The organism is Streptomyces sp. NBC_01546, assembly GCF_045208355.1.
Classification (GTDB): domain Bacteria; phylum Actinomycetota; class Actinomycetes; order Streptomycetales; family Streptomycetaceae; genus Streptomyces.
Genome location: NZ_CP109379.1, coordinates 4,663,177 through 4,677,376 on the forward strand (window position 1 = coordinate 4,663,177; position 14,200 = coordinate 4,677,376).

At 69.5% G+C, this 14,200-nt stretch carries 17 protein-coding genes; 14 read left to right on the forward strand and 3 right to left on the reverse strand.

Going from position 1 to position 14,200, the window contains the following annotated elements; translation table 11 throughout:
• Positions 1-59 precede the first annotated feature (59 nt).
• From OHA89_RS21375 to OHA89_RS21395, 5 genes are read left to right on the forward strand one after another with little or no spacing between them, the layout of a single operon-like run.
• Positions 60-689: a TlpA disulfide reductase family protein gene (locus OHA89_RS21375; RefSeq protein WP_266609362.1), complete on the forward strand. Its 630-nt coding sequence runs from the start codon at positions 60-62 to the stop codon at positions 687-689.
• Positions 690-693: 4 nt separating this feature from the next.
• Complete coding sequence (locus OHA89_RS21380; protein ID WP_215146552.1) at positions 694-1,467, forward strand: cytochrome c biogenesis CcdA family protein; 774 nt, start codon at positions 694-696, stop codon at positions 1,465-1,467.
• 13 nt (positions 1,468-1,480) lie between these two features.
• Positions 1,481-3,175 (forward strand): cytochrome c biogenesis protein ResB, encoded by a 1,695-nt coding sequence (locus OHA89_RS21385; protein ID WP_266609363.1) that lies wholly within the window; start codon positions 1,481-1,483, stop codon positions 3,173-3,175.
• Positions 3,172-4,263 (forward strand): c-type cytochrome biogenesis protein CcsB, encoded by a 1,092-nt coding sequence (ccsB, locus tag OHA89_RS21390; RefSeq protein ID WP_266609364.1) that lies wholly within the window; start codon positions 3,172-3,174, stop codon positions 4,261-4,263. Before OHA89_RS21385 ends, ccsB begins: the two co-directional genes overlap by 4 nt.
• A gap of 25 nt (positions 4,264-4,288) precedes the next feature.
• A complete protein-coding gene (locus OHA89_RS21395) occupies positions 4,289-4,807 on the forward strand; it encodes an SRPBCC domain-containing protein (protein ID WP_406366851.1) in 519 nt (172 codons plus the stop codon).
• Positions 4,808-4,841: 34 nt separating this feature from the next.
• Here OHA89_RS21395 and OHA89_RS21400 read toward each other — a convergent pair whose 3' ends face one another.
• Positions 4,842-5,150: a PLD nuclease N-terminal domain-containing protein gene (locus tag OHA89_RS21400; protein ID WP_266609365.1), complete on the reverse strand. Its 309-nt coding sequence runs from the start codon at positions 5,148-5,150 to the stop codon at positions 4,842-4,844.
• 90 nt (positions 5,151-5,240) lie between these two features.
• Here OHA89_RS21400 and OHA89_RS21405 point away from each other — a divergent pair, with 90 nt between their 5' ends.
• From OHA89_RS21405 to mqnP, 3 genes are read left to right on the forward strand one after another with little or no spacing between them, the layout of a single operon-like run.
• Positions 5,241-6,698: a menaquinone biosynthesis decarboxylase gene (locus OHA89_RS21405; RefSeq protein WP_215146557.1), complete on the forward strand. Its 1,458-nt coding sequence runs from the start codon at positions 5,241-5,243 to the stop codon at positions 6,696-6,698.
• A complete protein-coding gene (locus tag OHA89_RS21410; RefSeq protein ID WP_257555776.1) occupies positions 6,695-7,171 on the forward strand; it encodes a hypothetical protein in 477 nt (158 codons plus the stop codon). Before OHA89_RS21405 ends, OHA89_RS21410 begins: the two co-directional genes overlap by 4 nt.
• Positions 7,171-8,091 (forward strand): menaquinone biosynthesis prenyltransferase MqnP, encoded by a 921-nt coding sequence (gene mqnP, locus OHA89_RS21415; RefSeq protein ID WP_266612348.1) that lies wholly within the window; start codon positions 7,171-7,173, stop codon positions 8,089-8,091. The genes OHA89_RS21410 and mqnP overlap by 1 nt, the downstream gene beginning before the upstream one ends.
• Before the next feature lie 13 nt (positions 8,092-8,104).
• Here mqnP and OHA89_RS21420 read toward each other — a convergent pair whose 3' ends face one another.
• Entirely contained in the window at positions 8,105-8,701 is a 597-nt protein-coding gene (locus OHA89_RS21420; RefSeq protein ID WP_406366852.1) for a rhomboid family intramembrane serine protease, read from the reverse strand.
• Positions 8,702-8,792: 91 nt separating this feature from the next.
• Here OHA89_RS21420 and OHA89_RS21425 point away from each other — a divergent pair, with 91 nt between their 5' ends.
• Positions 8,793-9,503 (forward strand): UbiX family flavin prenyltransferase, encoded by a 711-nt coding sequence (locus OHA89_RS21425; protein WP_266609366.1) that lies wholly within the window; start codon positions 8,793-8,795, stop codon positions 9,501-9,503.
• Here the strand turns inward: OHA89_RS21425 and OHA89_RS21430 are convergent.
• Positions 9,500-9,634, reverse strand: a complete 135-nt coding sequence (locus OHA89_RS21430; protein WP_257555778.1) for a hypothetical protein — start codon at positions 9,632-9,634, stop codon at positions 9,500-9,502. The two genes, OHA89_RS21425 and OHA89_RS21430, sit on opposite strands and share 4 nt — an antisense overlap.
• A 121-nt stretch (positions 9,635-9,755) precedes the next feature.
• On the opposite strand from OHA89_RS21430, the gene OHA89_RS21435 reads away from it, so the two are divergent.
• The 5 genes from OHA89_RS21435 (at position 9,756) to OHA89_RS21455 (ending at position 14,173) form a co-directional block, all read left to right on the forward strand.
• Positions 9,756-10,211, forward strand: coding sequence for an Lrp/AsnC family transcriptional regulator (locus tag OHA89_RS21435; RefSeq protein ID WP_257555779.1), 456 nt, complete (start codon positions 9,756-9,758; stop codon positions 10,209-10,211).
• A 52-nt stretch (positions 10,212-10,263) separates the two neighbouring features.
• A complete protein-coding gene (gene mqnE, locus OHA89_RS21440) occupies positions 10,264-11,427 on the forward strand; it encodes an aminofutalosine synthase MqnE (protein WP_069920704.1) in 1,164 nt (387 codons plus the stop codon).
• 93 nt (positions 11,428-11,520) lie between these two features.
• A complete protein-coding gene (locus tag OHA89_RS21445) occupies positions 11,521-12,045 on the forward strand; it encodes a GNAT family N-acetyltransferase (protein WP_257555780.1) in 525 nt (174 codons plus the stop codon).
• Between the two features lie 65 nt (positions 12,046-12,110).
• Entirely contained in the window at positions 12,111-12,452 is a 342-nt protein-coding gene (locus tag OHA89_RS21450) for a DUF4229 domain-containing protein (RefSeq protein WP_323179938.1), read from the forward strand.
• A 389-nt stretch (positions 12,453-12,841) separates the two neighbouring features.
• Positions 12,842-14,173: a dicarboxylate/amino acid:cation symporter gene (locus OHA89_RS21455; RefSeq protein WP_406366854.1), complete on the forward strand. Its 1,332-nt coding sequence runs from the start codon at positions 12,842-12,844 to the stop codon at positions 14,171-14,173.
• The last annotated feature ends 27 nt before the right edge of the window (positions 14,174-14,200 follow it).

Sequence of the window (14,200 nt, forward strand, 5' to 3'; positions counted from 1 at the left end):
CTTCACGGCCCCTCGGGGGGTGCGGTAGATCCGCATTTCGCCCATGCGAAACTTTTCACATGAGCCTTAGCCGCGCCCCCCGCCGCCGCTCGACCAGCGGCCGCCTCCTGCTGACCGCGGTGACCGTCGCGGGCGTCATGACCCTGACGTCCTGCGAGGATGCGGACGGCGGCAGCAAGTCCTCCGGCAGCGCCGGCGGAAACTACGTCGTGGGCAAGGGCGGCATCTCCACCGTCGCCAAGGGCGAGCGCGACGAGGCCCCGAAGCTCGACGGCGCGACCGTCGACGGCAAGACCCTCGACACCACCGAGCTCAAGGGCAAGATCGTCGTCCTCAACGTGTGGGGCTCCTGGTGCCCGCCGTGCCGGGCCGAGGCCCCGGGCTTCGCGAAGGTCTCCAAGGAGCTCGCCGACGCGGGCAAGGACGTCGCCTTCGTCGGCATCAACACCCGCGACAACAGCACGCAGAACGCGACCGCCTTCGAGGAGAGCTACGGGATCACCTACCCGAGCCTCTACGACCCCGACGGAAAGCTGATGCTGCGCTTCCCCAAGGGCACGCTCAACCCGCAGGCCATCCCCTCCACGATCGTCCTCGACAAGGAGGGCAAGATCGCAGCCCGCACTTTGATCGCGGTCAACGAAACGCAACTGCGCTCCATGATCGACCCGCTCCTCGCGGAGAAGTGACCTCGTGGTCGAGTACGTCCTCGCAGCCGAGGTCACCGGCGTGAACGAGACGGTCCTGAACGGTGCGCTGCTGCTCGCCCTGCCCATCTCGCTCCTCGCCGGGCTGGTCTCCTTCTTCTCGCCCTGCGTGCTGCCGCTGGTCCCCGGCTACCTCTCCTACGTGACCGGCGTCAGCGGCGCCGACCTCGCCGAGGCGCGGCGCGGACGGATGCTGGCGGGCGCGAGCCTGTTCATCGCCGGGTTCACCGCCGTCTTCGTGTCCACGGGCGCGCTCTTCGGCTACTTCGGCGAGAGCCTCCAGGAGAACAAGGAGATCATCTCCCGGGTCCTGGGCGGGCTGGTGATCGTCATGGGCCTCTTCTTCATGGGGGCGATCCCGGGTCTGACGATGCGGGAGTTCCGCTTCCACAAGAAGCCGACGGCGGGACTGGTCGGTGCGCCCCTGCTCGGCGTGCTCTTCGGCGTCGGCTGGACCCCCTGCATGGGCCCGACCCTCGCCGCCGTCAACACCCTCTCCATCGACCAGGCGAGTGCGGGCCGCGGGGCGCTGCTGACCGTGGTCTACTGCCTGGGCCTCGGCCTGCCCTTCATCCTCGCCGCGATCGCCTTCCGCAAGGCGCTGGGTGCGTTCGGCTGGGTGAAGAAGCACTACGCGTGGGTGATGCGCATCGGTGGCGGCATGCTGATCGTCACCGGCCTGCTGCTCGTCACAGGAATGTGGGACAGCATCGTCAGCGACATGCAGAGCTGGACCCAAGGCTTCACGGTGGGGATCTGAGGACTACACGGACATGAGTACGACAGACAACACGCCCACCGAGGCGTCGCACGACTCCGAACCGGCGCTCGGCGCAGCCGGTTCCCAGCTCTCCACCGCCCCCGTCGAGGACAGTGGTCCCGTAGGCATCGGCGTGATCGGCTGGGCCCGCTGGGTCTGGCGGCAGCTCACCTCCATGCGGGTGGCGTTGATCCTGCTCTTCCTGCTGTCCCTCGGCGCGATCCCCGGCTCCCTCATCCCGCAGAACTCCGTCGACCTGATGAAGGTCGCCGAATGGAAGAAGCTCAACCCGTCCTGGGTGACCGTCGCCGAGAAGCTCCAGCTCTTCGACGTCTACACCTCGTTCTGGTTCTCCGCGATCTACATCCTGCTCTTCGTCTCGCTCATCGGTTGCATCCTGCCCCGCACCTGGCAGTTCGTCGGCCAGCTCCGGGGCCGCCCGCCGGCCGCCCCCCGCCGCCTCGACCGGCTCCCCGCGCACACCACGTGGCGCACCGAGAAGACCCCGGACGAGGTCCTCGCGTACGCGAAGACGCTGCTCGGCCGGCGCCGCTTCCGCATCGAGGCCGGCAACGGCCACGTCGCGGCGGAGAAGGGCTACCTCCGCGAGGCCGGGAACCTGATCTTCCACATCGCGCTCATCGTGATGCTCGTGGCCTTCGCCTGGGGCAAGCTCTTCATGTCCGAGGGCGGCAAGCTCGTCCTGCGCGGCGGCGGCTTCTCGAACACGCTCACCCAGTACGACGACTTCAAGTCGGGCAGCATGTTCGATCCCGACGACCTGCCGCCCTTCAGCTTCACCCTCGACAAGTTCGATGCCACGTTCGAGGAGAGCGGCCCGCAGAAGGGCACCCCGCGCGACTTCAAGGCGTACGTCACCTACAGCGAGGGCGCCCACGGCAAGCCCAGTAAGGCCGAGATCGAGGTCAACAAGCCTCTCGAGATCGACGGCTCCAAGGTCTACCTGCTCGGCCACGGCTACGCGCCGGTCATGTCGGTGACCGATGCCACCGGCAAGGTCGTCTTCCGGGACGCCGTGCCGATGCTGCCGCAGGACTCCAACCTCACCTCGGCCGGCGCCATCAAGGTCACCGACGGCTACAAGAACAAGAGCGGCGAGAAGGAGCAGCTCGGCTTCTCCGCCCAGTTCGTGCCGACCTTCGCGGGCAAGGGCAAGGGCACGATGCTCTCCCAGTTCCCGGACGCGAACTTCCCCGTGATCGCCCTGAACGCCTACCACGGCAGCCTCGGCGTGGACTCGGGCCTGCCGCAGAACGTGTACCAGCTGAACACGTCCAAGATGCAGCAGTTCAAGAAGGAGAACGGCGACCCGCTCGCCAAGATGCTGCTGCCCGGAGAGTCGATGGACCTGCCCGACGGCGCGGGCACCGTGAAGTTCGAGAGCATCGAGCGCTGGGCCACCTTCTCCGTCACCCACCAGCCGGGCAGTGGCCTCGCCCTCGCGGGCGCGATCGCCGCCATCGCGGGCCTGGCCGGATCGCTGTTCATCCAGCGCCGCCGGATCTGGGTCCGCGCGGTGACCGGCGAGGACGGCGTAACCGTCGTCGAGATGGCGGGCCTCGGCCGCAGCGAGTCCGCCAAGCTCCCCGAGGAGCTGGGGCAGCTCGCCGCCACGCTGCACGAGCAGGCGCCGACCGCGACGCCCGCCGAACCTGTCGAAGAAACCCCCGAAGGAGAGCGCGGATGACGCCGCTCGCTGCCGCAGCCAACGAGAACCTGGCTCAGATCAGCAATTACCTGGTCTATTCGTCGATGGCGGTCTACATGCTCGCCTTCTTCGCGCACATCGCCGAGTGGACCTTCGGCAGCCGCAGCAAGGTGGCCCGTACGGCCGCCGCGCTGACCCCGGCCAAGGGCGCCGCCGCGCCCGCCGCCCCCGCCGTAAAGGTCCGGGGCAAGGCGGGCAGCACGGCCGTCCTCGACGCGCCGAAGGTCGTCACCCGCTCCGCCGCGGGCACGCGTGACGTGCCCGACGGCCCGGGCGCCGCGGGCGGCACCGCGCAGGGCGACCTGTACGGGCGGATCGCGGTCTCGCTGACCGCGCTCGCCTTCCTCATCGAGGCGGCCGGCGTCGTCTCCCGCGCGATGTCGGTGCAGCGGGCCCCCTGGGGCAACATGTACGAGTTCTCGATCACCTTCTCCACGGTGGCCGTCGGCGCGTACCTGGTGCTGCTCGCGCTGAAGAAGAACGTCCGCTGGCTCGGCCTGATCCTGGTCACCACCGTCCTGCTGGACCTCGGCATCGCCGTGACCTGGCTCTACACCGACAGCGACCAGCTGGTCCCGGCCCTGCACTCGTACTGGCTGTGGATCCACGTCTCCACCGCGATCTTCTGCGGCGCCGTCTTCTACATCGGCGCGGCCGGAGCGGTGCTCTACCTCTTCCGCGACGCCTACGAGGGCAGGCTCGCGGCGGGCAGGACCGCGGGGAAGTTCTTCTCGTCCGTCATGGAGCGGCTGCCCTCGGCGGCCTCGCTCGACAAGTTCTCCTACCGCATCAACGCGGCCGTCTTCCCGCTGTGGACCTTCACGATCATCGCGGGCGCGATCTGGGCGGGCGACGCCTGGGGCCGCTACTGGGGCTGGGACCCCAAGGAGGTCTGGTCCTTCGTGACCTGGGTGGCGTACGCCTGCTACCTGCACGCACGCGCCACCGCCGGCTGGAAGGGCCGCAAGGCCGCCTACCTGGCGCTCTTCGCCTTCGCCTGCTGGATCTGGAACTACTACGGCGTGAACATCCTGCTCAGCGGCAAGCACTCGTACGCGGGCGTCTGACCGGCAGGAGTGGGACGCTGGTGTCATGCCTCCTGTGAGTCATGGCACCAGCGAGGGCCGCGGCGAGGACCGCTGGCGGATCCGCTTCGAGCTGCACTTTCCGTACGCCTACGAAGCGCTCTGGCCGGCCCTGACGACGCCCGACGGCCTGCGCGGCTGGCTGGCCGAGGCGGAGGTCCTGGAGCGCAGGCTCGGCGGGGCGGTCACGCTCCGCTGGCCGGCAGGTCCTTTTCAAAGCATCGGGACGGTGGCCACCGGACGCGTCACGGCCTGGGACGTCGAGCGGGTCGTCGAGTACACGGTGACCGGGCACGAGCGGATCCGCTTCCACCTGGAGCCGGTGGGGACCGACTCGACGGTCATCCGTTTCGTGAACGAGCGGAGCGGACCGGAGAGCGAGCGGCTGGACTCCCTGGCCGGCTGGCACGCGCACTTCGAGCTGCTGGAGTCCGCGCTTGGCGGACGGCCGGCGAACTGGGCCGCCTGGACCGCCACCCGCTGGGCCGCGCTGCGCGAGGACTACGCGTCCCTCTCGAGGGCGTAGGAGCCGCGCGCGGGCGAACGGCTGGTCCGTGCGGCTAGTCCGTGCCCTTGTCCGTGCCCGTGCCCTTGTCCTTCTCCTGCTCGTCGCGCAGGGACTTCAGGAACTCCGGGTTGTCGTCGGGCGCGACCCACTGGGCCCGGCGCGCCCGGCCGCCGCCGGCCGCGGCCCGCTTCTTCCCCGCGTACAGCCACACCACCGGCCCGACGATGGAGAAGAGCAGGATGATGATCACCCAGACCACCTTGGGCAGGTGCTTGACCTCTTCCTCCGGCGTGTTCAGGCAGTCGATGAAGGCGTAGATGGTCAGCGCGAGGATCAGCAGGAACGGCAGATAGCGCAGCACGGTGTGGGACCGACTCCCGGGCAGTGACGGCGGGCCCGCGAAGGGCCCCGGTGACCCTTCAAGGGTAGTTGGTGACGGATACTGAGCCCTATGGCTTACGACGATCTCCGCTCGCTGCTCCGGGCTCTGGAGCGGGAGGGCGACCTCAAGCGCATCAAGGCCGAAGTCGACCCCCATCTCGAGGTGGGGGAGATCGTCGACAGAGTGAACAAGGCGGGGGGCCCGGCCCTCCTCTTCGAGAACGTCAAGGGCTCGGCGATGCCGCTGGCCATGAACGTCTTCGGCACCGACCGGCGCCTGCTGAAGGCGCTGGGCCTGAAGTCGTACGGCGAGATCAGCGAGAAGATCGGCGGCCTGCTCAAGCCGGAGCTGCCGCAGGGCTTCATCGGGGTCCGCGAGGCCTTCGGCAAGCTCGGCTCGATGGTGCACGTGCCGCCGAAGAAGGTGAAGGGCGACGCCGCGCCCGTCCAGGAGGTCGTCCTCACCGGCGACGACGTGGACCTCGACCAGCTCCCGGCCCTCTTCACGTGGCCCAAGGACGGCGGCTCCTTCTTCAACCTGGGCCTCACCCACACCAAGCACCCCGAGACCGGCGTGCGCAACCTCGGCCTCTACCGCCTCCAGCGCCACGACAAGCGCACCATCGGCATGCACTGGCAGATCCACAAGGACAGCCGCAACCACTACGCGGTGGCCGCCAAGCGCGGTGAGCGGCTGCCGGTCGCGATCGCCTTCGGCTGCCCGCCCGCGGTGACGTACGCGTCCACCGCGCCGCTGCCCGGCGACATCGACGAGTACCTCTTCGCCGGCTTCGTCGCCGGCAAGCGCATCGAGATGGTCGACTGCAAGACCGTGCCGCTCCAGGTCCCGGCCAACGCGGAGGTCGTGATCGAGGGCTGGCTGGAGCCGGGGGAGACGCTCCCGGAGGGCCCCTTCGGCGACCACACCGGCTTCTACACCCCGCAGGAGCCGTTCCCGGCGCTGAAGATCGACTGCGTGACCATGCGCAAGCGCCCGCTGATCCAGTCGATCGTGGTGGGCCGCCCGCCGACCGAGGACGGCCCGCTGGGCCGCGCGACGGAACGCTTCTTCCTCCCGCTCCTCAAGATCATCGTGCCGGACATCGTGGACTACCACCTGCCCGAGTCGGGCGGGTTCCACAACTGCGCGATCGTCTCGATCGACAAGAAGTACCCGAAGCACGCGCAGAAGGTCATGCACGCCATCTGGGGCGCGCACATGATGTCGCTGACCAAGCTGATCATCGTGGTGGACGCCGACTGCGACGTCCACGACCTGCACGAGGTGTCCTGGCGGGCGCTCGGCAACACGGACTACTCCCGGGACCTGACGGTCGTCGAGGGGCCGGTGGACCACCTGGACCACGCCTCGTACCAGCAGTTCTGGGGCGGCAAGGCGGGCATCGACGCCACCAAGAAGCTCCCCGAGGAGGGCTACACCCGCGACGGCGGCTGGCCCGACATGGTCGAGTCCGACCCGGCGACCGCCGCGCTCGTGGACCGCCGCTGGAAGGAATACGGGCTGTGAGCCCGATCGCGATGGGCGGCCCCGCCCTCTTCCTCGGCGGCGAGACGTACGTGGCCCTCGTGCGCCCGGAGCTCGATCCGGCCGACCCGGGCGTCCGGCGGGCCGCCGAGGAGGCGGGCGTCTCCCCGGAGGAGTTCGCAGGGCCCGGCAACATCTGGGCGCTGATGCTGGACTGGGCCGACGACGAGGGCGGCGAGGGCGGCGGCTTCGAGCTGCCGGGCCTGCGCGACTCCGAGGCGGACGACTTCGCCGAGCGGCTGCAGGCGGCCCTGGCCGCCGGCGGGCGGTTCACCGTCGAGGCCGGCGCCGTACTGCGGCTCGACGGCCGCCCGGTCGGCGAGGACTACGCCTTCACGGCCCGGATCACCCCGCCCGAGGGTGACGCCGAGGCCTTCCTGATCCTGGAGACGGACCCGGTCCCCACGGCCACGCTGCTGGCCGACCTCGAAGAGTTCCGCGGGAGCCTCGCATGATGACCACTGCCGACGGAGTGGTCGGGCCCGGCCCCGCACCCGAGGCCACCAACAAGATCAAGGCGTTCCTGCGGCTCGTGATGATCGAGCACTCGGTCTTCGCGCTGCCCTTCGCCTACATCGCCGCGCTCACCGCGATGTTCCAGCTCGACCGGAGCGTGCACTGGGGCAAGCTGCTGCTCGTCACCGTCTGCATGGTGGGCCTGCGGACCTTCGCGATGGCCGCCAACCGGATCATCGACCGCGAGATCGACGCGCGGAACCCGCGCACCGCCGGCCGTGAGCTGGTCACCGGCGCGGTCTCGGTCCGCTCGGCCTGGACGGGGGCGGGGATCGCGCTCGTCGTCTTCCTCGGCTCGGCGGCGCTGCTGAACCCGCTCTGCCTGGCTCTGGCGCCCGTCGCGGTGATCCCGATGGTGGTGTACCCGTACGGCAAGAGGTTCACGAACTTCCCGCACGCCATCCTGGGCCTGGCCCAGGCGATCGGCCCGGTCGGGGCCTGGCTGGCGGTCACCGGCGAGTGGTCGTGGGACGCGGTGATCCTGGGCCTCGCGGTGGGCGTGTGGATCGGCGGCTTCGACCTGATCTTCGGCTCCCAGGACGTCGCCGCGGACCGCGCGGAGGGCGTCAAGTCCGTCCCGGCCCGCTTCGGTGTCCCGGCCGCCCTGTGGGGGGCCCGCGGCGCGCACGTCGTGACCACGGCCCTGCTGGTCTGGTACGCCCTCGCCACGGACGCGGGGATGTTCTTCTGGGCGGGCCTGCTGATCGTGGTCTGCGCGTTCTTCTACGAGCACTCCATCGTGACGCCGCACGACCTGTCCCGTCTGAACCGCGCCTTCTTCACGGTCAACGGGTTCATCGGGATTGCCCTGTTCGTGTGTGCCGTGATGGATCTGGCGGTCGGGGGCCTGACCTTCTAGGCCCGGACAGGGCCTAGGCGATGGCGGGGCGGCGGACCGGCCGGCGGAAGAAGAGGGCCGTCACCACGCCCGCCACGAGGCCTATGAGGTGGGCGTACCAGCCGACGCCGTCCGCCGGCAGGATGCCGAGGAAGGCCGTGGTGCCCCAGAGCGCGGCGAGGGCCAGTCCCACTGCCGCGTTCAGCGGCTTGCGTTCGACGAAGCCGCGGACGACCACGTAGCCGAAGAGGCCGAAGACCAGCCCCGAGGCACCGGCCCCGACGCTGTTCGGAGGGGCGATCAGCCAGGCGCCGATGCCGACCGCGGCGATGTTCAGCGCGCTCACGGCCAGGAAGCGGCGGATGCCGCTGAGGGCGGCGATGAAGCCGAGGACCAGCAGCGGAAGGCTGTTGGACGCCACGTGGCCGAAGCCGAAGTGCAGGAACGGATGGGCGACGATGCCGATCAGCCGGTCGGGGTCGCGGGGGAAGATCCCGTACGCGTCCAGCGCGTGGCCGGTGGCGAAATCGATCGCCTCGATCACCCACAGCAGGGCCACCCAGCCGAGCATCAGCTTGGCCGCGGCCTTCGCCCGGTCGGTCTGTGTCCAGGCGTCCTGAGCCGTGCTCACCGTCGTCCCCCTTGTCGTGCCGTCCCACCCCCTGGAACGTCCGGCCACCTTAGCGAGTGCCCGCCCGTGGTGGCCGGATAGTCTCGGAGGTATGACTGAGCGCAAGCGCACCCCGTGGGTGGTAGGGGTTTCCGGGGCTTCCGGGACCCCGTACGCGGCGGCGGTGCTCCGCGGGCTGCTCGCGGCGGGGGAGAGCGTCGACCTGGTGGTCAGCCGGGCCTCGCGGCTCACCCTGCTGGACGAGACCGGGATCGCCTTCCGGGACGCGCACTGGCGGGACGATCTGACGGAGTGGCTGGCGCGTGGCGCCGACGGCAAGCCGGGGACGTTCGAGCCCGTCACGGGCGACGTGCGGTACTGGGGCGCCGGGGACTTGGCGGCCGGACCGAGTTCGGGCTCGTACCCCGTCAAGGGGATGCTCATCGTCCCCGCCTCCACGGCGTGCGTGGCGGGGGTGGCGCTCGGGCTGTCGAAGGACCTGCTCCAGCGCGTGGCGAGCGTGACGCTCAAGGAACGGCGCCGGCTGGTGGTGTGTGTGCGGGAGACCCCGCTGAACGGGCAGACGCTGAAACATCTGGTGACGCTGGACGAGGCGGGCGCGATCGTGCTGCCCGCCTCTCCGGCGTTCTACGCGGGTGCGACGCACATCCAGGATCTGGTGGATTTCGTCGCGGGGCGGGTGCTGGACGCGGCAGGGGTGCCGCACCGGCTGTACCGCCGTTGGGAGGGAGAGCTCGGCGGAGCCGTCGCTCGGAAGGGGGAGCTGGGGAGCTCCCGGCCTCCGGAGGCAAGCGGTGGTTAGCGCTTCTTGGCGCTGCTCGGCCTGCGGGTCTTGTCCACGCGGTGGGCGGCGGACGGCTGGTCGGTGCGGGATCGGTTGGCCAGCTCCTGGAGCTGTCGCATGTGTGCGTAGGCCATCTCGATCGTGTACACGGTGAACCACTCCTGAAGATCGTCACTGATCTGTTGAAAGATTCACAGGGCGTTGACCCTGTGTGCCTTAGATTCTATACCTAGACTTGCAGGATCGCCGAATAATGGAAGGCTCCACGTAATGGACACGGTGGACAGGCAGCTCATCCAGGCACTTCGCGAGAACGGTCGTGCCTCGTATGCGGAGCTGGGCCGTCTCGTGGGCCTCTCCGGCCCCAGCGTCACCGACCGCATCAACCGGCTGGAGACGGCCGGCGTCATCACCGGCTACCGCGCGACCGTGAACGCGGCCTCGCTCGGCCTCGGCGTCACCGCGCTGATCGGGCTCTCCATGTCCGATGCCGCCGACCACGAGGACGTCGCCCGGCGGCTGCGAGACCTCGCCGAGATCGAGGACTGCTGGTTCATCGCCGGTGACGACTCCTTCATGCTGAAGGTGCGCGCCAACGACGTGGACGGCCTGGAGAAGATCATCCGCAGGCTCTCCGGCACCAAGGGCGTCTCCCGCACCCGTACCACCATCGTGCTCTCCACGAAGTGGGAGAACCGGGTCGGGGAACTTCCGGAGGAAGGCTGAGAGTACGGTTGGTCGGGTTGCAGGACAGGCATCTAGAGGAGGCGACCGGTACATGGACGCTGGGCTCAAGCGCGAGCTGGAGGAGAAGGTCCGCTCCGGCGAGCGGCTGACCCGTGAGGACGGCATCGCCCTCTACGAGTCGGACGACCTGGCCTGGCTCGGTGGCCTCGCCCACGAGGTGCGCACGCGCAAGAACGGCGACGTCGTCCACTTCAACGTCAACCGCCACCTCAACATGACGAACGTGTGCACCGCTTCGTGCGCGTACTGCTCGTTCCAGCGCAAGCCGGGCGAGAAGGACGCGTACACGATGCGCATCGAGGAGGCCGTGCGCCTGGCCAAGGCCATGGAGAACGACAACCTCACCGAGCTGCACATCGTCAACGGCCTGCACCCGAACCTGCCGTGGCGCTACTACCCGCGCTCGCTGTCCGAACTGAAGAAGGCGCTGCCGAACGTCTCGCTGAAGGCGTTCACGGCGACGGAGATCCACCACTTCGAGACGATCTCCGGCATGTCCGCCTCGGACATCCTGGACGAACTGATCGAGGCCGGCCTGGAGTCGCTCACCGGCGGCGGCGCGGAGATCTTCGACTGGGAGGTCCGGCAGCACATCGTCGACCACCGCACCCACTGGGAGGACTGGTCGCGCATCCACCGGCTGGCGCACTCGAAGGGTCTCAAGACCCCTTCGACGATGCTGTACGGGCACATCGAGGAGCCGCGCCACCGCGTGGACCACGTGCTGCGGCTGCGCGAGCTCCAGGACGAGACCGGCGGCTTCCAGGTCTTCATCCCGCTGCGCTACCAGCACGACTTCGTGGACATGCAGGACGGCAAGGTGCGCAACAAGCTCCAGGCGCGGACGACCATGGCGACGGGGGCCGAGGCGCTCAAGACCTTCGCCGTCTCGCGACTGCTCTTCGACAACGTGCCGCACGTCAAGGTCTTCTGGGTGATGCACGGCGTGCAGACCGCCCAGCTCGCGCTCCAGCACGGCGCGGACGACATGGACGGCTCGGTCGTCGAGTACAAGATCACGCACGACGCGGACAACTACGGCACCCCGAACAAGCTGGGCCGTGAGGATCTGCTGGAGCTGATCCGGGAGGCGGGCTTCCGCCCGGTCGAGCGCAACACGCGCTACGAGATCATCCGCGAGTACCCCGGCCCGGACGCGGGTCTGCGCGAGACCCCGCAGGCGATGCGGGTCTGACGCCGCGTCGCGCGAGGCATGCGGCGAGCCCCGGTCCGATGTGCGGGCCGGGGCTTCGTTGCCAGCGGTAAGGGTAATGGATAATCTTCCACTGTGACCCTTACTTTCACTCTGGATCCGGTCATCGACCCCGCCCTGCGTGACGGCATCCTGTCGCTGTGGGCCGACGTCTCCAACGCGGGCGGCGCCGTGGGCTTCGTGCCCCCGGTCACCCCCGACGACATCCGCCCGGCGCTGATCACGCAGCTCACCGCGGTCGCCGACGGGGGCACCCGGCTCCTCGTCGGGCACGACGGGGCGGGCGAGGTCGCCGCGACCGCCTTCCTCACCCACAACACGCACCGGCTCCAACTGCACTGGGTGTGGGCCTACACGGTGATGGTCCACCCGCGCCACCAGGGCAAGGGGTACGGCCGCGACCTGATGGCCGCGGCGGCGGACGCGGCCCGCTCCCTCGAGGGCATCGACGCGATCCGCCTCGGCTGCCGCGGCGGCCACGGCCTGGAGCACTTCTACGCGTCCTGCGGCTACAAGGAGGTCGGGCGAGTCCCCGACGCCATCCGCGTCGCCCCCGGCGACGACCGCGACGACATCACGATGCTGCTGCCGTTGCACTGAGCCGCCGCCGGGGGTACCCCCAGCGGGCCGGAGAGGGCGAGCGGCGTGCTTCACTGGATGGGCACGTGCCGCCGTACGAAGACGAGAAAGAAGGGGTCACCGTGTCCCTCAAGCCGAGCGCGACGATCCGCTACACCGCGATGCGTCTGGGCATCTTCGTCGGATGCCTCGTCGTCGTCGCCGTCCTGGTCCGCCTCCGCTGGGTGCCCGCCGGGCTCGGGGACGCCAACTTCGCCTGGATCGTGCTGCTGGCCCTCGTCCTCTCCGCTCCGCTCTCCTTCGTGCTGCTGCGCAAGCAGCGCGACGAGATGTCCCAGCAGATCTCCGGCCGCGTGGCGGGCGCGAAGCAGACGCTCGCCGCGAACCGCAGCCAGGAGGACGCGGCCGACGACGCCGCGCGCGCCTGAGCTTCTGGCGCCGGGGTCGCGTTGACCTCCCGTTAGCTTCATCACACACCGAACGCCCCAGTGCCGGGTTCACCGCCCGCAGCGCTGGGGCGTTCGTGCGTGGCCGCCTCAAAGAACCCCTTTGAGATTCTCAAAGGGGAAGTGTTAGCGTGTTCAACATGTCGACCACAGTTGCGCACCCGATGACCGCGAGCGTCCCGCTCGTGGCGCGCCTGCACGTCGACCTCTGCCGCCGCGCCTCCGCGGCCTGTTGCTGTTGATCAGCATCGCGAGCTGAATCGATACAGCAGCGGTCCCGGCCGGCCGCCCTTCTGGCTGCTGCCGCACCGCATCACCCCCCCCCCCGCAGAACTTCCCCCTGTCTTCGTGCGCACCCCCGGAGAGTGTCCGTGTCCGCGTCCCCCCAGGCCCAGGCTCCCGCCAAGGCCTCGTTCAAGTTCCCCTTCTGGGCCCAGATCATCGCCGGTCTGGCCCTCGGCGTCCTCTTCGGCTGGATCGCCCGCAGCCAGGACGTCAGTTGGCTCGGCACCACCCTGGAGAAGACCGGCGACATCTTCGTCCAGCTGCTGAAGCTGGCCATCGCCCCGCTCGTCTTCTTCGCGATCCTGGTGTCCATCACCAACCTGCGGAAGGTGAACAACGCCGCGCGGCTCGCCTCGCGCACGCTGCTCTGGTTCATGATCACCTCGCTGATCGCGGTCGGCATAGGCATAGCCATCGGCCTGCTGACCGACCCGGGCTCGGGCACCGGCCTCACCGCGGCCGACGGCAAGGAGCCCAAGAAGGCCGGCTCCTGGATCGACTTCCTGACCGGGATCGTGCCGACGGACATCGTCACGCCGTTCACCGAGCTGAAGGTCCTTCAGATCGTCTTCCTGGCCGTCGTCGCCGGCATCGCCGCCCTCCAGCTCGGCAACAAGGCCAAGCCGGTCCTCGAGCTCGCCGAGTCCGTGCTGGAGCTGCTCCAGAAGGCCCTGTGGTGGGTCATCCGCCTCGCCCCGATCGGCACCATCGGCCTGATCGGCACCGCGATCGCCACGTACGGCTGGGAGCTCATCGGCAAGTACGCGACCTTCACCGCCGACATCTACATCGGCTGCGCCCTGGTGATGTTCGGCGTGTACCCGCTGCTGCTCGCCACGGTCGCCAAGGTCAGCCCGCTGCAGTTCTTCAAGGGCGCCTGGCCCGCCATCCAGCTGGCCTTCGTCTCCCGCTCCTCGGTCGGCACCATGCCGGTCACCCAGAAGGTCACCGAGCGCCTCGGCGTCCCGAAGGAGTACGCCTCCTTCGCCGTCCCGTTCGGCGCCACCACGAAGATGGACGGCTGCGCCGCGATCTACCCGGCGCTCGCCGCGATCTTCATCGCGCAGATCTTCGACGTGCAGCTGGGCATCAAGGAGTACCTGCTCATCGTCTTCGTCTCGGTCATCGGCTCGGCCGCGACGGCCGGTCTGACCGGCGCCACGGTCATGCTGACGCTGACCCTGTCCACGCTGGGCCTGCCGCTGGCGGGCGTCGGCCTGCTGATGGCGATCGACCCGATCCTGGACATGATGCGCACCGCCACCAACGTGGCCGGCCAGGCACTGGTCCCGGTCATCGTCTCGGCCCGTGAGGGAATCCTGGACAAGGAGGCCTACGCCTCCGCCTCGGCCTCCCCGCTGGACGAGCCCGCCCCGGCGCAGCCCGCGAAGGCGGACCCGGTCCCCGTGGCCGCCTGACCCTTCCGCACTCGCCGCAGCCCCCGC